Origin of the sequence: Paenibacillus sp. FSL R7-0331 (assembly GCF_000758645.1) — a bacterium.
GTDB classification, from domain to species: Bacteria; Bacillota; Bacilli; order Paenibacillales; family Paenibacillaceae; genus Paenibacillus_AQ; species Paenibacillus_AQ camerounensis.
In genome coordinates, this window is sequence record NZ_CP009284.1 from 4,430,918 (window position 1) to 4,448,913 (window position 17,996).

15 protein-coding genes are annotated in these 17,996 nt (G+C 53.3%); 5 read left to right on the forward strand and 10 right to left on the reverse strand.

Going from position 1 to position 17,996, the window contains the following annotated elements; genetic code table 11:
- Positions 1-139 precede the first annotated feature (139 nt).
- A complete protein-coding gene (locus R70331_RS19020) occupies positions 140-703 on the forward strand; it encodes a PadR family transcriptional regulator (RefSeq protein WP_042177961.1) in 564 nt (187 codons plus the stop codon).
- An 89-nt stretch (positions 704-792) separates the two neighbouring features.
- On the opposite strand, the gene lspA is transcribed toward R70331_RS19020, so the two are convergent.
- The 5 genes from lspA to R70331_RS19045 all read right to left on the reverse strand — a co-directional run bounded on the left by lspA (position 793) and on the right by R70331_RS19045 (position 7,892).
- On the reverse strand, positions 793-1,269 hold the full coding sequence (gene lspA, locus R70331_RS19025) for a signal peptidase II (RefSeq protein WP_042177963.1): 477 nt from the start codon (positions 1,267-1,269) through the stop codon (positions 793-795).
- A gap of 205 nt (positions 1,270-1,474) precedes the next feature.
- The gene (locus tag R70331_RS19030; protein ID WP_042177965.1) at positions 1,475-2,449 is read right to left on the reverse strand and encodes an aldo/keto reductase; all 975 of its coding nucleotides are present in this window, start codon (positions 2,447-2,449) and stop codon (positions 1,475-1,477) included.
- A 139-nt stretch (positions 2,450-2,588) separates the two neighbouring features.
- On the reverse strand, positions 2,589-5,855 hold the full coding sequence (locus tag R70331_RS30600; RefSeq protein WP_156131162.1) for an ATP-binding protein: 3,267 nt from the start codon (positions 5,853-5,855) through the stop codon (positions 2,589-2,591).
- Positions 5,842-6,213: a response regulator gene (locus tag R70331_RS19040; protein ID WP_042177967.1), complete on the reverse strand. Its 372-nt coding sequence runs from the start codon at positions 6,211-6,213 to the stop codon at positions 5,842-5,844. The genes R70331_RS30600 and R70331_RS19040 overlap by 14 nt, the downstream gene beginning before the upstream one ends.
- 41 nt (positions 6,214-6,254) lie before the next feature.
- Positions 6,255-7,892 (reverse strand): GGDEF domain-containing response regulator, encoded by a 1,638-nt coding sequence (locus R70331_RS19045; RefSeq protein ID WP_081947664.1) that lies wholly within the window; start codon positions 7,890-7,892, stop codon positions 6,255-6,257.
- Positions 7,893-8,217: 325 nt separating this feature from the next.
- Here R70331_RS19045 and R70331_RS19050 point away from each other — a divergent pair, with 325 nt between their 5' ends.
- Both R70331_RS19050 and R70331_RS19055 read left to right on the forward strand, forming a co-directional pair.
- Positions 8,218-8,487 (forward strand): ACT domain-containing protein, encoded by a 270-nt coding sequence (locus R70331_RS19050; protein ID WP_042177971.1) that lies wholly within the window; start codon positions 8,218-8,220, stop codon positions 8,485-8,487.
- 24 nt (positions 8,488-8,511) lie between these two features.
- Positions 8,512-9,867, forward strand: a complete 1,356-nt coding sequence (locus R70331_RS19055) for a PFL family protein (RefSeq protein ID WP_269322352.1) — start codon at positions 8,512-8,514, stop codon at positions 9,865-9,867.
- A 106-nt stretch (positions 9,868-9,973) separates the two neighbouring features.
- Here R70331_RS19055 and R70331_RS19060 read toward each other — a convergent pair whose 3' ends face one another.
- From R70331_RS19060 to R70331_RS19070, 3 genes are all read right to left on the reverse strand, one after another.
- Entirely contained in the window at positions 9,974-10,891 is a 918-nt protein-coding gene (locus R70331_RS19060; RefSeq protein WP_231576317.1) for a sigma-70 family RNA polymerase sigma factor, read from the reverse strand.
- A gap of 24 nt (positions 10,892-10,915) precedes the next feature.
- The gene (locus R70331_RS19065) at positions 10,916-11,359 is read right to left on the reverse strand and encodes a carboxymuconolactone decarboxylase family protein (RefSeq protein ID WP_042177977.1); all 444 of its coding nucleotides are present in this window, start codon (positions 11,357-11,359) and stop codon (positions 10,916-10,918) included.
- 104 nt (positions 11,360-11,463) lie between these two features.
- Positions 11,464-12,918 carry an MFS transporter gene (locus R70331_RS19070; RefSeq protein ID WP_042177979.1) on the reverse strand — a complete coding sequence of 485 codons (1,455 nt, stop codon included), beginning with the start codon at positions 12,916-12,918 and terminating at the stop codon, positions 11,464-11,466.
- A 162-nt stretch (positions 12,919-13,080) separates the two neighbouring features.
- Here R70331_RS19070 and R70331_RS19075 point away from each other — a divergent pair, with 162 nt between their 5' ends.
- Entirely contained in the window at positions 13,081-13,509 is a 429-nt protein-coding gene (locus R70331_RS19075) for a MarR family winged helix-turn-helix transcriptional regulator (protein ID WP_042177980.1), read from the forward strand.
- A gap of 128 nt (positions 13,510-13,637) precedes the next feature.
- Here the strand turns inward: R70331_RS19075 and R70331_RS19080 are convergent, their stop codons facing one another.
- Complete coding sequence (locus R70331_RS19080; protein ID WP_042177982.1) at positions 13,638-14,282, reverse strand: DUF1796 family putative cysteine peptidase; 645 nt, start codon at positions 14,280-14,282, stop codon at positions 13,638-13,640.
- A 183-nt stretch (positions 14,283-14,465) separates the two neighbouring features.
- Between R70331_RS19080 and R70331_RS19085 the strand changes: the two genes are divergently transcribed.
- On the forward strand, positions 14,466-15,701 hold the full coding sequence (locus R70331_RS19085) for an MFS transporter (RefSeq protein WP_042177985.1): 1,236 nt from the start codon (positions 14,466-14,468) through the stop codon (positions 15,699-15,701).
- A gap of 568 nt (positions 15,702-16,269) precedes the next feature.
- On the opposite strand, the gene R70331_RS19090 is transcribed toward R70331_RS19085, so the two are convergent.
- A complete protein-coding gene (locus tag R70331_RS19090; protein ID WP_052419122.1) occupies positions 16,270-17,943 on the reverse strand; it encodes an extracellular solute-binding protein in 1,674 nt (557 codons plus the stop codon).
- Between the last annotated feature and the right edge of the window lie 53 nt (positions 17,944-17,996).

Sequence of the window (17,996 nt, forward strand, 5' to 3'; positions counted from 1 at the left end):
CCCTTTATATTATGTCTATATTTACATATGTAACTTGACTTTATTAATGTTATAGCTACACAATGGTTATGTCAATGCTGACATATAGGCAATATTCGCGATAAAACCGGATGAATATAGACTGGAGGTCACTAGAGTAATGAATACACTGTCTTACGGGCTGCTTGCGCTGCTGACAGCGAATCCGCTGACGGGCTATGAACTGACGCAGGGCATCAAGCCGTTGTGGAGGGCCGGGCACAGCCAGATCTACCCCCTGCTGCAAGGTATGGAATCTAAGGGCTATATCACTCATGAACGGATTGAGCAATCCGACAAGCCGGACAAAAAAATATACACCATTACCGGGGAAGGCATCTCTGTGCTTCAGGAATGGGTAAAGCTTCCGGCTGAGCCGGCCGTCCTGCGCGATGAGCTGCACTTCAAGCTCTACAGCCTGTGGCTCACTGAGCCGGAGGAGGCCAAGACTTTGCTTCAACAGCGTGCTGCATTCAACCGGAGCGAGCTGGACCGGTATAATCTGCTGATCAAGGCCAATGAGGCACTGCGAGATGAACGCGGAGAGACACGGGAGCTGAAAGCGACAACCTTCGGGCGGTATTTGCTGCTCCAGAAGCGGGTAATGGCGATGAAAGCTTCTATTGAGTTCTGCGAGTGGGCAATCGGGGAGCTTGAGCGTGGCAGCCTGCCGCCTGAGGTGTAACACGTTCCAGCCGCTCATTTGCATCCAAAAAGGCCGCCCGGCGAGTCATCTTCATGACTTATCAGGCAGCCTTTTCAATTAAAAGCTATTCAGTTCTCCTTCATTTGCTGCCGCTTATGCCGGCTGGTCTTTACTTGCTCCAGAATCAGATGAAGCAGGAATAGCAGCATTCCGGCATTAATCGCCAGATCCGCCAAATTCATGATCCCCCCGCCCTTACCGAACATAAGGAAATCTGTCACCTGATGATACAGCACCCGGTCGATCCCGTTACCGGCAGCCCCGCCTACCAGAAAACCGCTGGCCGCCTCCAGAAGCGGCCCCTGCAATTCCCCCTTGCGCCGGTAATAGAACACTGCCCCGATAAACAGCAGCGCCACAATGGCGAAGTACTTCCCGTATCCCTGAAAAGAGCTGAAGGCAGCTCCGCTGTTTTCATAATAGGAAAAGGTCAGGTGCCCCTCCCAGAAAGGTACAATCTCCCCGAGCCGCATACTCGCCCGCACAATCCATTTGGCAGCCTGGTCTGCCGCAAATACCGCTATAGCAATCACATAAAAGAGCACAGCAGGCGCCTCCCTTGATCCCTTTACTATCCACTGGCCGGATTCCTGCCTCAAGCTTATCACATGACTGAGGTTGTTTTCATCTTTGTCACATTTACCGCTGCCCTATTTTCTTATAGAGAGTCCAGAATAACCGCCGGGATGAAAGCAGCGGCCCCCTTGATAAAGGAAGCCGCTGCTTTTCTGTTCTACCAGCTAATGCTAATTACCAGGCATAAGCCTCAGGAGCCGGCTTACCCGGACCCGGGAAGATTTCATCCAGCTTCTTCAGCGTCTCCCCGTCCAGCTCAATTTCGGTTATACGCAGAGAATCCTCAAACTGCTGGATGGTTCTCGGACCGATAATCGGCGCTGTAACTGCCGGATTAGCCAGTACCCAGGCCAGGGCAACCTGGTCCTCATGCTCTCCCAGCTCTTTACAGAGCGCGGAGAACTGCTCCAGCTTGCTGCGGTTCTGTTCAAGCTTGGCTGAACGGGCGCTGCGTACACCGCTCCCCACCAGCGCATTCCGGCCCAGCAGCCCGCCTGCGAGCGGACTCCAAGGAATGACGCCCAGACCCAGCTCCTGCGAGGCTGGCAGCACCTCAAGCTCCGGCGTACGCTCAAGCAGATTATACAGATGCTGCTCTGAGACGAGACCGAGAAAATTACGCGCCTTGGCCTGTGCCTGAGCTGCGGCAATATGCCAGCCTGCAAAGTTACTGGAGCCGATATAATCAATCTTCCCCTGGGAAACCGCATTTTCAAAAGCACCCCAGAGCTCATCCCACGAAACATTCCGGTCAACGTGATGCATCTGGTAAAGCTCGATATGATCAGTCTGCAGGCGCTTCAGTGAGCCGTCCAGATGACGTCTGATCTTATAAGCAGACAAGCCGGAGCCGGAGTTGGGCCCGTCAAGCTCATCGAACATATCACCGTAAACCTTCGTCGCCAGCACCACCTTCTCGCGCCGCCCGCCGCCCTGCTTGAACCAGCGTCCGATAATCTCCTCCGTCCAGCCGCGCCGTTCCTGGCCGCCGTAAACGTTGGCCGTATCAAAAAAGTTAATTCCCGCATCCAGTGCGGCATCCATAATCCGGAAAGCATCCTTCTCTTCGGTTTCCGGGCCAAAATTCATCGTGCCGAGACAGAGCTGGCTTACCTTAAGTCCAGATTTACCCAAATAGCTGTACTTCACTTATAATTCCTCCCTTGATCCTTGAATGATTGTCCGCAGTTCATTTCCACTATACCCCTTAGAGTCCACTATAAGGCAAGGCTTTTCTGTCAAAAAAAACAAGCCCTGCTGCCAGGACTTGTTCATGTAATCTCATTGATTATTCTCCTGAATGACCGCTGTCCGGAAACAGCACTTCTCCGGTCCCCTGCCGGATGTTATCCACAATCTCCTGAAGTGTGCCTGTCAGCTCATTGGGCGGATAGGGCTTGGTCAAGTATTTCTGCACATTATTTATCATATTCTTGTCAGCCTTATCCAGTGCAGACGAGATAACGATTGGGACATGCTCGGTGCGTTCGTCATTCTTCAGCATCCGGATCAGATCCCAGCCATCCAGCTCCTCACCCAGCATGAGGTCCACAACAATGGCTACGAACGGTGTCTTGAGCGCCTGGTCAAAGGCCTGCTGCGGGTGATAATGATGGGTTACGCGGAAGCCCTTCCCCTTCAGCTCCTCCGACAGCAGCAGCGACAGGCTGTAGTCATCCTCAACAATCATTACGTTGGGCTTCTGCTCCTTGTCGGTATTCAGCCGGACCGGATCATCTTCATGGCGGCTCCCCGAGGTATACAATACCGGGAGGCTGAACCACACCGTGGAGCCTTCCCCTTCTTCCGATTCAATACCGATGGAGCCCTTCTGCTTCTCAATGATCTCCTTGCAGATGGCCAGCCCCAGGCCGGTTCCGCCGATCCGCTTGGAGGCGCTGTTATCCACTCTTCTGAACTTCTGGAACAGCTGGCCGATCTGATTCTTCGGAATGCCGAGTCCATGATCCTGAATCTGTACGATAATCCGTTCACCCTCGTTATACAGTGAGACCTTAATCTCGCTGGCGCCTGGCGAAAACTTGATTGCATTGCTGAGGAGGTTCGTCATCACTTGTACGATCTTATCCCGGTCAGCCTCAACCTCGGCGTTGTGCGCTTCATCTTCCAGCAAAATAGTGTGGCTAACACTGAGCTTATACTGATTTATGACTCCAAGGATAAGCTCGCTGAGATTCAGCGGTTCCTGATTGTACTGCTGGGTGCCTGATTCCATCCTCTGCAGATCCAGAAAGTCATTGATCAGATCGGTCAGCCGCTGGGCTTCCCGGTGTATGGTCTCCAGATACTTCAGCTGCTTCTCCGGCTTCATTGTTTTGGAGAGCAGCAGCTCTGTGAAGCCCAGAACACTAGACAGCGGTGTCCGCAGCTCATGGCTGACCGTGCTGACCAGCTCCGATTTCATTACATCCAGCTCATATTCACGGGTAATATCGCGGTGAACGAACAGCGTACCGACGCGCGTCTCCCGGCGGAAGACCGGTATGGCGTACATATCCACGTGCTTAAGCGGATCCTTACCGATCGAATACTTCATCGAGCTGGATTCGATGAAATGCTCGGACATGGCCTTCTGATAGAACAGCTCCAGCTCTTCCGATTCATTGGCCATCCGGATGAAGTGCCCGGTCCAGCGCTCTTGCGGAATCAGATCGCCTTCAGACCAATCGTGATATTCAAACAGCTGGGCCAGCGCCTGATTCATCTGGAGCATGTCACCGTCCATCTGTACAAACTGGATGCCCTCATTAACATTATTAACAATATCGCGGTTCAGCCTGCGGCCGTGCTCGATTTCCTCATACATGAACAGGCGCTCGATGGCCAGTCCCACCCGGTTCATCATGCCCTTGATCTCGTTAATCTCTTCGTCACTGAAGGAATGACCGACCCGTGTCCCGCAGAATACGGCAAGCACTTCGTTCTCGGCATTGACAACTGTTGAATAATAATCATAGGATTGGACCGGCTCAGGCGCTATCCCCTGCTCACGATCCGTCGCCGGACGTTTGGTAATATAGGATTTTTCCGTCTGCATCCGGTACAGCATATTGCCGCTCTCACTGCCCAGATACCGCTCAACGTTCGCCTGCGGAACACCCTTAACCACAGTAATCTCATCCTTGACCAGGAAAAAGACGCTGGAGTCGAACGCATACTGCCGGTTCATAAATTCGATGAATTTCTCGGCGAATTCCTGTTTGTCCAGCGTGTAGGTGATGTCATGGTTCAGCTGATTGCTGCGCTCCAGCATGATTTTGGTCAGCTCCGTATTTTTGAGCGTCTCCGCCAGCTTCTGCTGGACATTCTTCATGGACGTAATATTGTTTGCAATCAAAATATACTGGTAGATCTTTCCTTCATCGTTGAGGTACGGCATGATGGTCATATGCAGCCATAACGGTGTCCCGTTCTTCATACCCAGCTCAACCTCGTCGCTCCACACCCCTCCTGTACTCAGCTTGCCGACGATCTGCTGCATCCGCGCAGCTTCCATGTTCTTCAGATCAAGCAGCCGGAAGGTGAAGCCGATCAGCTCCGAGTTTTTGTAGCCCGTATATTCGCTCATGTTCTCGTTAGCATGCGTAAAGATCCCCTTTGGCGAAAGGATTGCTACAGCGGACGACTGGTCGAGCGCCTTCATCATGCTCTCGATTTCACTAAGAGAGCGTTCGAGCTTGAACTGCTGATCCTGAAGCTCATCCTGCTGGGCATGCAGCTCCTCATTCTGCATCATCAGCTCTTCCTCTTTATCCTGGATGCTGTGCGCCATATTGAGGAATGCCTCGTAGAGACGTCCGATCTCATCCTGCTTATGCAGCTTGCCAAGCAGAACAGCCTCACCGGCAGCAAGAGAATTACTGGCAGCTTCGAGCTTCACAATCGGATCAATGAGAATCTTGAGAATCCGCCAGATCATCAGAGTGAACAGCAGCAGCAGCAGTGTACTTAAACCGAAGGCCAGCATAGTGAATTCATTAGTCCGCTTCAGGGAATGATCCACCATGTCGCTAAGCTGCTTGTCAGAGCGCATCTTATATGCCTTGGTATAGGTTAGAAACTCGTTCACTGCCTGAGTGTTGCCTTCACTGGCCAGCGCACGCAGGCTTGTATAGTCATCCTGCTCAACAAAGCTGATTGCTTTGGGCAGGATCACATTCTGGTACTCGTCCACAAAGGTCTCCAGCTCCGCCTTGAAGCTTGCTTCCTCTGCCGACAGCTTCAGTGCAGAGTAATCGCTGAGCACGACCTTCAGCTTGTCCAGCGCATCATAGGCCAGCTGAAGCTCATTGCCGCTTTTGAGCAGGCTGTAGCCCCGGGCCCGGAAAAAAACTTCATTCAGTGTAACGGCCATTTCATTGATGGTGCCTGCCTTATGCTGAAGCGCGTCCTGATTTCGGTCCAGTGTGGCCTGTTCTGCATTTATATAAATAAAAAGTCCCATACCGGACAGAAGAACCAGAGAGATCAGACCGGCAATGATGCGGAAATATTTATTTTTGATACTCATGTTACCAAGGTTATTTCTTATCACCCAGGATCCCCTCCACAATCTGCAAAAGCTCCATGGGGCTAAACGGCTTAGGCATGAAATAGCGGGCGCCCGCTTCTCTTGCCCTGCTCCGGTCACCCTCCTGCGCTTTGGCGGTCAGCATCAGAATCGGGGTAGCCGCCTTCACCTCTTCACTAAGCAGGCCAAGCAGCTCAATACCGGTCAGCTCAGGCATCATATAATCCAGAATAACCAGATCGAAATGGTTCCCGGTCAGCTTATTCATTGCCTCCCGCCCATTCTCGGCCGTATGAAGCTCAACCTCCTCCAGGTCCTCAAGCGTATCCTCAATAAGCATGCGCAAAACATCTTCATCATCGACAATTAATACCTTTTGCATCTTTCTCTCACCTTTCAATTTGCACTGACGCCGTTCAACGCTTAGAATAAAAACCTGTGTGCCAGCCGCTCAACCCTCATCAGCAGCTCAGGCAGGTGGAACGGCTTGATAACATAATCATCCGCACCCATCTGCAGTGCATGAATAATGTCCTGCTGGTCATTACGGCCCGTAAGCATAATAACAAGCAGATTAACCTCCGGATACCGGCTGCGGAGCTGCTCCAGCACCTCAAGCCCGTCCAGACCCGGCATAATACCGTCGAGCAGAACGATATATTTATCATCGGGTGAATACCAGCTGGATTGCAGGAACTGGACCCCGCTTTCGAAGCTGCTCACCTCAACTCTGGAGTTATTGGCCGGCTTCCAGTTCATGAACTGCTGGGCTACAATTCTGCGGATCAGCGCATCATCATCAACCATAATGACCTTTAGCACCCTCTCTGCCTTGCCTGCCGGAAGGTACTCACTGTATAAGGTCGACTGGTTTCTTCCTGCATGCTTGCTGGCATAGAGCGCCTGGTCCGCATCCTCAATCAGCTCATCCGGATCATCCCGGGAAGTGCGGATCTCCGTAACCCCAGCCGAGAAGGTAACATGGAACAGCTCCTGCTTGGCCCAAAATTCCATGTCCGCAAACTGCTTCTGGATCCGTTCAATAACAAGAAGCGCGGATGCTGCGTCTGTATTGGGCATAAACAAGGCAAACTCCTCTCCCCCGTAACGGCAGAAGGTGTCCTCAACACGGATGGAGCTGCGCACCAGCTCAGAGAAAGCCTGCAGCACCTCATCCCCGACCAGATGGCCGTAAGTGTCATTAATTTGCTTAAAATAGTCCAGATCGAGCAGCGCCAGCGAAAAGGTCCGCTCCGTCCGCCGGAAATCGGAAACAAGCTGCTTCATCGTCTGATTGAAAAATTTGCGGTTGTATGCACCTGTCAGCTCATCGATAATAATCGATTTTTGCCACTCCTTTTTTAGCTCGAAGCGGTTCTTAATCAGGGCCAGAAACAGATCTATGTCCACCGGCTTAGGCACATAGTCCATTACACCGAGTGTATATGCGTACAATTGGATATCCTTGGAATGCTCCCCGCTGATGATAATAATCGGAATCCGCTCTTTTTTGGCCTTGCCGATAATCTGGTGCAGCACATCAATTCCGCTCTGGTCCGGCAGCAGAATGTCCAGCAGAATCAGATCCGGGCGGCTTTCATAGAACAGCTTGAGCCCGCGCTCAGCTGACATGGCTATATTCACATAATAAGATTTACGCTCCAGCGATTCCCGCAGGAAAGCAACCAGCTCCACATCATCATCCACAAGCAGAATCTCATATTTTTGTTGTTTGGCGCCGTTCGGCAGATTAGCTTCGTATTTAGCCTCCGGTACGGCCCCCGTCTGCTCCTCGCCTCCGAACAGCCCGAGCAGAGGAAATAAAACCTCGCGCCATTCCGCCTCCAGCCAGACCTTGTCACTGTCATCCGAGAAATACAGGAGCGTGCTGCCGGCAAACTGCTCTACCCGGTCCAAACCGACCGTTCCTGAAGTTCCTTTTAAGTTATGCAGAAAACGGTAAATCTCCCTCTCACCGACCGACTGCTGTCCTGCCCACTTCTCCAGGGTTTGCCTAGTCCGCTGCTCGACAAGCTCTTTATATTTTCTCGTTGTCATCATTACTCCTTTGGAACGTTCTATCAGCTGTCAATTTATCAGTTCATCATTTTTTTCATATTCTGTCAACACTATTCTATAGAATAAAGGCGTCAAGATCAAAAATGTGATCAAACCGACAAAAAAACTTTGGTTGAAGCCTGTGCCGGCATTTGTGATAATGATTGAAACGGTTCATCCCGTTAAAGCGGCGGTCAAGCAGAACCGGCTGCGCCGTCCTAAACAGGACGGCATCCGGTTCTGCGGGAAAGATAAGAATAAAGGATAGTGTGGAACATAACCTTTCTTATCTTTGAACTAGGACTAGAAATAAACAGGAGGCTTTGAAGTGAAGGGAATTATTACTGTACTGGGAAAAGACAAAGTTGGGATTATCGCCAGAGTCTGTACATACCTTGCCGAGCACAATCTGAACATTCTGGATATTTCACAGACGATTGTCCAGGACTATTTTAACATGATGATGATTGTTGATATTTCGGCGCCAAGCAAATCTTTTGAAGAGATCGTCCTGGATCTGCAGCATGTCGGCGAGGATATCGGAGTGGAGATCAAGCTCCAGCATGAGGATATCTTCAATATTATGCACCGCATCTAGCAGCCAAAGGAGACGAAAACAATGATATCACGTGGTGAAGTTCAGGAAACGAATCAGATGATCCGGGAAATGAATCTGGATGTCCGTACCATTACGATGGGAATCAGCCTGATGGACTGCTCCCATACCGACATGCGCGTATTTAACCAGAATGTATACGATAAAATTACCCGTTCTGCCGAAAAGCTCGTCAAGACCGGTGAAGATCTGGAGCGGCAGTTCGGCGTGCCGATTGTCAACAAGCGTATCTCTGTCACTCCCGTCTCCATTGCCGCAGGGGCTGTTCACACGGATTCCTATGTGCCGGTTGCGGAAATTCTGGACAAAGCGGCCAGAGAGGTCGGAGTTAACTTTATCGGCGGCTTCTCCGCGCTTGTACAGAAGGGCTGTACCAAAGGCGACCGGATTCTGATCGACAGCATCCCTGAAGCATTGGCTGTAACCGAGCGTGTGTGCTCTTCTATTAATGTCGGCTCCTCACGCAGCGGAATTAATATGGATGCCGTAAAACTGATGGGCGACATCATCCTGCAGACGGCAGAGCGCACGAAAGACCGTGATTCGATCGGCTGCGCCAAGCTGGTAGTGTTCTGTAACGCCGTGGAGGACAACCCGTTCATGGCCGGAGCCTTCCATGGCGTCGGGGAAAGGGAATGTGTTATTAACGTCGGAGTCAGCGGCCCCGGGGTAATTAAGCGGGCGCTGGAGGAAGTAAAGGGCCAGGACTTTGAAACGCTATGCGAGACGATCAAACGGACCGCCTTCAAGGTAACCCGGGTCGGCCAGCTTGTCGCCCAGGAAGCATCCAAACGGCTCGGTGTTCCGTTCGGCATTATTGATCTGTCACTGGCGCCTACCCCGCTAATCGGGGATTCCATCGCCGAGATCTTCCAGGTCATGGGGCTGGAGGAAGCCGGAGCTCCCGGCACTACAGCAGCGCTGGCGATTCTCAACGACAATGTCAAAAAAGGCGGCGTTATGGCCTCTTCCTACGTCGGCGGATTAAGCGGTGCCTTCATTCCGGTCAGTGAGGACCATGGGATGATTCAAGCCGTGCAGCGCGGTGCGCTGACACTGGAGAAGCTCGAAGCGATGACCTGTGTCTGCTCCGTCGGTCTTGATATGATCGCCATTCCGGGCAGCACCAGCAAAGAAACGCTCTCCGGCATTATCGCAGATGAAGCAGCAATCGGCATGGTTAATAACAAAACAACCGCAGTCCGGCTGATTCCGGTAATCGGCAAGGACGTCGGCGAGATGGTTGAATTCGGCGGTCTGCTCGGCTACGCGCCGGTCATGGCTGTGAATCCGTTCAACTGTGCCGGATTCGTGAACCGCGGCGGCCGGATACCCGCACCGATTCACAGCTTCAAGAACTGATTGTACAAAAACGCCGCCCCCTGAATTCAGGCGGGCGGCGTTTTTGTGGCAGATGCGCTACACGGGAATGACATGCCGTGCAGAGGTACAAGCAGCGGCACTTCCCTCAGTGCAGGGGGGAAGGCCGGACAGGGATATGCCCCAGCTTCTCCGGCCCCACGATTAGGTAGAAGCTCTGAATCTGCCCCCCGCTGCGGCTCAGGCCAAGGCATAGCACAGCCTTGACCACTCCCTGCATGCGGTAGACAAGACTCTCATCCCCGTTGACCAACTCAATCGAAGGCTCCCAGGTTCTCATCTCATTCAGCACTCTGTGCGAGGTCAGCAGGGCAAGCACCCCTTTGCGCCCGGTCATCGGCCGGAGGATGGTATGAACCTCCTGCCCGCCTCCGTCGGCTATGAGCACAGGCTGCTCGGTCAGCAGAGCCAGCATCCCGCTCACATCGTGAGCAGAGAAGGCGGCAGTAAAGCGTTGAAGCATGATTCTTCGGGCCTGACCCGGCGCTGGTGAAAGTACCGCTGCCGCCGGCTCAGCCTGCAGCGTGCGCTTCACGCGGCTGAAGATCTGCCGGCAGTTGCTCTCCCCTTTGCCGACCATCCCGGCAATTGCCTCATATTCGTACTGATAAGCCTCACGGAGGACAAATACGGCTCTTTCAACTGGCGACAGCTTCTCCAGCAGAACCAGAAAAGCAAAGGAGAGCGAATCCTTACGCTCAGCCGCTGCCTCCGGCCCGTCATACAGCTCACTCACCGGCTCGGGCAGCCATTCTCCGATGTAAGTCTCTCTGCGGCTGTGGGCGGAGTTCATGAGGTTCAGGCAGCGGTTGGTAATGCTTTTCGCAATATATGCCTTGATGTTATCAATACCGTCAAGCTCACGGCGCTGCAAATCCGCGAAGCAGTCCTGCAGCACATCCTCTGCATCTGCCGCAGAACCCAGCATACGGTATGCGATGGAGAAGGCATATCTTTTATAGTGAAGGTACAGCTCCTCAAACCTCTCTGCCTGCGTATTGAACACGATTCGCTCTCCCTCCCCGTGTTATTAGAACAAGCCCGGGTACATCCCCGTCGATATAGCAATCCGGTTCCAGCTGTTAATCGTATTGATGCTCATAATCCAGTCTACGTATTGTTCCTCGCTGACAAATTCGCGCACATGGTCATAGACTGCCTGCGGCACTCCGTCCCGGCTGATATGGGTAACCGCCTCGGCAAGCTCCAGCACCGCCCGTTCATGAGGTGTAAAAATAGGAGCCTCACGCCATACACTGACCAGCACCAGCTTATCCTGATAATCTCCCAGCTTCAGCAGGTCCTTGGCGTGCATATCCAGGCAGAACGCACAGCCGTTAATCTGCGACACTCTTATTTTAACCAGCTCGGTAAGCACCTTGTCCAGCCCGCGTCCTCCGTTATGCTGTTCCAATGCCATCATTGCCCGGAATGCCGGTGCGTTAACCTGTCTGTAATTTAACCGTAAGCTCATTTCTGATCGCCTCCATAAGTGTTATTCATTAATGGAGACAATACGGAGCTGGAATGTGTGACAGAAACGGCTAAAAAAGTTTTCATTAAAATGAACCGGCCGCCTTAAGCCCGGGCCCGCTTGCTCCTGCGGATCGAAACCATCCGCCAGCCTGTCAGCAGTGCTGACACGAGGCAAATAGCCGAAGAGGTCATGAACACTACATGCATCCCCGACAGGAAAATATCCGGGCGCCCTTCAACAAGTCCGGTAACCCGGTAACCTGCTTTGCTGCTCATCACATTGAACAGGATTGAGGTGGCGATCGTAATCCCGACTACCATCCCTACATTGCGGACCAAAGAATTCACGCTGCCGGCCGAGCCGAGCTGGGTACGCGGCACCTTGCTCATGATCAGCGAATTGTTCGGTGACTGGAACAGGCCGCTACCGACACCAAGCATGGCGATCCATACACCAACCAGAATGACTGAGCTTCCCTCATGCAGCCGGGCCAGTCCAAACTGGGCAATTACCATGACGATCAATCCGGCAAAGGTCAGAAATTCAGAACCGATTTTATCGGACAGCGCTCCGCTCAGCGGTGCAATAATAACCATCGAGATCGGGAAGAGCATCAGCAGAAATCCGGCGGAGAACGGCGTGAGTCCGAGCATATTCTGCGCATAGAACGGCGAGATAATATTGAAGCAGAAATTAGCCGCGAAAACCAGGAAGGCGCAGAGAATGCTTAGTGAAAATAACGGGTTTTTGAACAAGGACAGCTGCAAAAGCGGTGCGGAGCTGCGAAGCTCAACAAGGAGAAAGGCAGCGAACGAAGCAGCGGCGGCAGCAAGTGCCGTGATGATCCGCACATCGCCATAGCCGAGCTGCTGCCCAAGCAGCAGGCCGGCGAACAAGGTAAGGATAAAGAATGAGAACAGCAGGCTGCCCGGCAGATCTATTTTTGATTGTACTCTGACCAGATCCTTAGGCAGCACCTTCATCCCCAGCACAACCGCGATTATGCCAATCGGCACATTTACCCAAAAAATATATTCCCAGCCCAGCGTAGACACGATAATACCGCCCAGACTCGGGCCGGCGATGCTGCCAAGCGACACAAAGGTACCAATCAGACCGAGTGCCTTTCCTCGTTCACTGGCCGGAAAAATATCCGTCACAATTCCCTGGCTGTTCGCCATCGTCATTGAAGCGCCAACCGCCTGGATTACCCGGGAGACAATGAGAAACGGCAGATTGGTGCTGAGCCCGCAGAGCAGAGAGCCGATGATGAACACAACCGTTCCGATTCTGAAAATCCGGATTTTGCCGGCCATATCCCCCAGCTTGCCGAAGAACAGAATAGCAGCGCATATTGCCATTAAATAACCGGTAGTGACCCATTCAACCTGGGCTACCGGGAGATTGAGCTGCTTCACCAGCACCGGCAGGGCAATGTTGACAATACTCCCGTCCAGTGTGGACATAAAGGTAAATAAATTTAGAACAATCAGGATAATCCAGCGCTTCTTCTGAACCGCCGCATCATCCTGATAGGTTGCACTAATGGAAGACATAAAAAAACACCCTCTTGCCTCAGTTTTCGGATTTAGTTGCGTCCGCAACAATCCACATCACCCAGTGTACAGCAAATTAGTTGCGTACGCAACAGCTTTACGGTAAACTTTCAGCAAGGGCGGATCGCGAGTGCCGCACAAAACCAAAGAGGTGTGTCCGTAGTGAAAAAAGAACCGCTCGGCAAGCTGATCGCTTACCTTCAGCGCCAGAATACCAAAATATTAAGCAGAGAGCTTCAGCCGTACGGCCTTGGCAGCGGCGGACAGCACAGCTTCCTCAAGCTGATTCTCGGCAATCCCGGCATTACCCAGGATCAGATGACCAATGAAATGAAATTTGATAAAGCGACCACGGCCCGCTCGGTGAAGCACCTGGAGCAGCTTGGCTATATTGAACGCCAGCCCGATCCCAAGGACCGGCGCTCCTCCCACCTGTATCCTACCGCGAAGGCACAAGCTTTTGCCCCTGAATTTCAGGCCATTCTGGACGGCCACAATGCCAGAATGACTGCGGAGCTGACGGAGGAGGAGTCCGATACACTGGTGGCGCTGCTCCAGAAGGTCATCCGCAGCACCGAAAAGCTGACTTAGCTGAATAACCCTTTATTATGTGGACCGGCTGGGCCGGTATGAAGAACCTATGTGCCTCTCATTACGCTCAGCCATCCCGGCTGGAACGGAATCAGAGGCATTTTTGCTTATACATTCCGAACCGCTGCTCACGTCAGGCTGATGCCGTCCAGAATATAATCCCAGGTGACATTATCTCCTGCCCTGTTCGGAATACTGAGCGAGCAGATCCCCGGGTATCCCCAGCCGTTGTTAACCACATCTTCGCGCCCGTCGACCCCGTTCACAATCAGAATCAGAAATTCTCCTCCGGTCAAGGTGCTCAGCACCCGCTGAAGCTCGGCGGCCTCCTCATACGTGCTGCCCCAGCGGATGAACAGCGTCCTGCTGCTGGCCCCAAGCTGATCCAGGAGGCGCTGGCTGCGCAGCTCGATTTTACTTTTGAATCCGGGATACACTGCACTCCAATCCTGCCCCTCCAGCACCGGGAAATCATGGACCGATATAACATTGTAATGGAAGTCCTTAATAAAATAAGATCTGACCGGCATGACTACTTCATTCTCCACAAATACATCATTACCATCGACCGGCGACATATTCTCAAGCTCCATATAACCTGCAAAACGGCTGCTGAGCAGCCTGTTCACATCCGTAAGTGATAAGGAAACCACCCAGTCCAGCGGAGAAGAAAAGGTTCTGAGGCCTTTTCTCCGCAAATGCGCCGCCGGTTCACAGGAGCTGCCCAGACTGACGATACAGTCATAGGCTCCCTTTATCTCACCCAAATCCATTTGCCTCACCCCACACTGTTATTTCAATATTAAATGCTTCCGGCGGCTGAAAGGTTTGGATGGTAGATTAAGTTTTCTTTGCCCGGGCTGCAAAAAACGGTTAAAATGTAACCCGGCATGAAAACGTATGAAAGTTCACTGTAAATCATGATTATTCAAAAAAGGAGTGTCAGCACAAGCATCATGAGCCATCATTCATCTAAGAGCCTCCGCACGACAAAGCCGGCTAAAGAACGTTTCCCGTTGTCGCTTCTCTGTCTGACCCTCGGTGCCTTTGCCATCGGTATGACCGAATTCATCATTATGGGGCTGCTACCCAATGTCGCCAGTGATCTAGGTGTGACCATCCCGCAGGCCGGCCAGCTCATTACCAGCTACGCGCTTGGTGTTGCAATCGGGGCACCTATCCTCACGGTATTCACCCATAAGCTGCCGCAGAAAAAGCTGCTCGTTATCCTAATGGGCATCTTCATCCTGGGCAATGCAGTATCTGTTATTGCGCCTACCTATCTGCTGCTGATTATTGCCAGAGTACTGACTGCTTTTGCACACGGCACTTTTCTGGGCGTCGGGACCATTATCGCCGCGAGACTGGTGCATCCGGACAAGCGTGCCGGAGCCGTATCGGTTGTGCTGGCCGGGCTGACTGTCGCGAATATTATCGGCGTTCCGTTCGGAACGTTTATCGGCCAGCAGCTCGGCTGGCGCGCCTCCTTCGGTGCCATTACTGTGCTTGGCATCATCTCCCTGTTCGGCATCATCCGGTTCATCCCGGTAATTGTCCAGCAGGAGACGGCCAATCTCCGCGAGCAGGTGCGGGGTCTTCTAAATCCGCAGGTACTGCTGATTCTGCTCACCGGAGCACTGGGATGTGGAAGCCTGTTCGCGCTGTTCACGTATATTACGCCTATGCTGCAGGGCATCACCGGCTTTAGAGAGCAGAGTGTGACCTGGATTCTGGTATTGTTCGGGGCGGGTGTCACGCTCGGTAACATTGCCGGCGGCAAGCTGGCCGACTGGAAGCTGATGCCCTCACTGATGGTCAACTTCGCAGTGCTTGCCGTTGTCATCTCCACACTGACCGTAACCATGAGCCATCCCGTGCTGGCGGTCAGCAACATTTTCCTCTGGGGAATTGCCGCCTTCGGCATTATGCCGGGCATTCAGCTGCGGATTATGAACCTGGCACATAAAGCTCCGCTGCTCGCCACAACCTCCAGCCACTCTGCGCTTAATCTTGGCAATGCAGCCGGAGCATATCTCGGAGGGGTTGCAATCAGCTCCTTCGGCTTAACTTCCATTCCCTCGCTGTCTGCCGCCCTGGCTGTTCTGGCTCTGGCCGGTGCCTGGTTAAGCTATGCTTTGACTGGCGGAAGAAGATCCGCAACTGCAGCTCCGGGTGATGCCCCGGCCGCCTAAGAACATATTAGCCGCCTAAGCAATACCAAAAAGCCGGATCTCCTGAAACGGAGCTTCCGGCTTTTTTTGTTTGGGGAGCTGCTGACGGACAGCAGCTATCACAAGAATGCACTTCAGCTGGCGGAGCTTAGGCTAATCAGCCGCTGTGTGCCGCTCTTCTGCCTGCTGCTTCGTCAGAATTTGTAATCAGCTGAAGGCTAACGGACACAGTGGACGTTACTTTAAGCAAAACGAACACTCCCGCAGCCTAACGGACACCAGCGCCGTTATTAGGAGAGAAATGCACGTTTTCGGCCGCAAGAGATCGGAATAAAGCACACTGAGTCCGTTAGCGGCAGAAATAACAGGTTTACTGAACAATAAGGACGCTGGTGTCCGTTAGCTTGGTGTGTAGTGGTGCTGGGTGGTGCTGGGTTTATGCTGAGTTAATGTCGGGGCAATGCCGAGTCGGTGTTAGGTCAACTCGGGGTAACCTCGGGGTAACGGTGGTTAGTGGCGGGTCAGCATCGGGATAAACCACAGGGCAACCTCGGGGCAGTATTGGCTGGCCCTGCCATGCGAGTCCTCCTCATTTGCCGGCACTGCCGTTAACCGCCTCCGCCACCTCCTGCGTAATCTGCTCCCCGCCCATGCTCTTCCATTCCTGCACAAATTCATCGAATGCGCTCAGCGGCGTCTCGCCGACGATGATGTTCAGAAACGCCTCGCTCTCCAGTGTCTGCAGCTTCGGCCACAGCCCAGGCATGCTGGGAGTGCTGCCGTAGAATACGCTTTCCACCTCTTCAATCGCGTTTGAAGTCAGAACGGCCGCTCCGTATTTATAAGCGTTGGTGGCCTTCCAGCCCTCAAGATTCTTCTTGGGCTGCTCTTCTTCTGCGATCCAGCGGTCATATAGCAGTCTGGTGTCCGGGTCGAGCAGCTCCGGATCGATCTTGCCGTGCAGCGCCTGTTGCACATCGTTATAGTGCTGCTCAATTGCATCGCTGTAGTCAATCAGCAGGTCGAACGGATAATAGGCGCGCGGCTGGATGCCTGTCTCCGACGAGAAATCATCGAGCGCTTTGACCTCTGCGGTGTTCGGGTCGCGTCTTCTCTCCAGCCGGGTGAACACGTTCAGCAGCTTCACCACAGCCTCGGGGTGCTCGTAGCCCTTGCTGACCACGAGATAACGGTCCGTCGGCGCCGCCATGTGGGCAACGAACTTGCCGCTTGAATCCAGCGGTGCTGCAAAAGCCCGCCACTCTGCCCGGGTATCTGCGGCCACCGCCTCCGACAGCGGGTAATACGGCATCCACCAAGGACCGAAGAACATCCCGGACTGGCCGGCGATGATCGGCTCCTGGGTCTCTTTATAGAGGGCAAAGCCCGGATCAATCAGCCCCTGCTTATACCAGCCGGCGAGCTTGCCGAGGGCAGCCTTGGTTTCAGGCGTGATAGATCCGTATACAATTGAGCCGCTGCTGTCTTTGATCCAGTTGGTCGGAAAAGAGTGAAACGCGCTGAACACGGCATCCAGCCCGTTGATATGCGGCTTCGCCCCGTAGATGATATTTTTGTAGGCGCTGAGCCCGGTGGTATCGCGTTTGCCGTTGCCGTCAGGGTCCTGCTGGATGAACGCCTTGGCAATCCGTTCAATATCCCCGAAGGTTGCGGGCGGCGGAAGCTCCAGCCGGTCCAGCCAGTCCTGGCGGACCCACAGCAGCATCGGGGAGTCGGCCCGGATCGCCACATTCGGCAGGCCGTAAAGCCTGCCGCCGCGTGAGGCATCTTCCAGCGCACGGCCCCCTGTGGAATCGTACATGTCTTTAATCAGCTCCGAACCGTACTGCCCGAAGACCTCAGTCAGATCGGCAATCATCCCGCTGTCCATCAGCTTGTTCAGCTGATCCCGGTCAACGACCATCGCATCCGGCAGATCGTTGCTGTCTATTGCCAGCTGCGCTTTTTGCGTATACGGCTCTTCGCCCTTTGCCTCCCAGGAGTGTGTAACCCTGATATTCGTCTGGCTCTCCAGATAACGGGAGATCGGATTATTATCGTTGCTGTCCCCGTTGTTCAGCCGGGCATCAGGCACCTTGAAGCCGATCCGCATCGTAACCGGCTGCTCATATCTGCCGTAAGCGGCGGCTTCAGCAGCATCAGGCACTGGCGCCTCGGCATCCGGACCGGGCCGGTCTCCGCTGCAGCCCTGAAGCATGAGCGCCGCCAGCATAACAAGTATGAACCTTAACCCCTGTTTCATAGCCCCATCCTTTCTGCACGGCAGTGCATGGCACCAGGCCAGCCAGTAGCAGG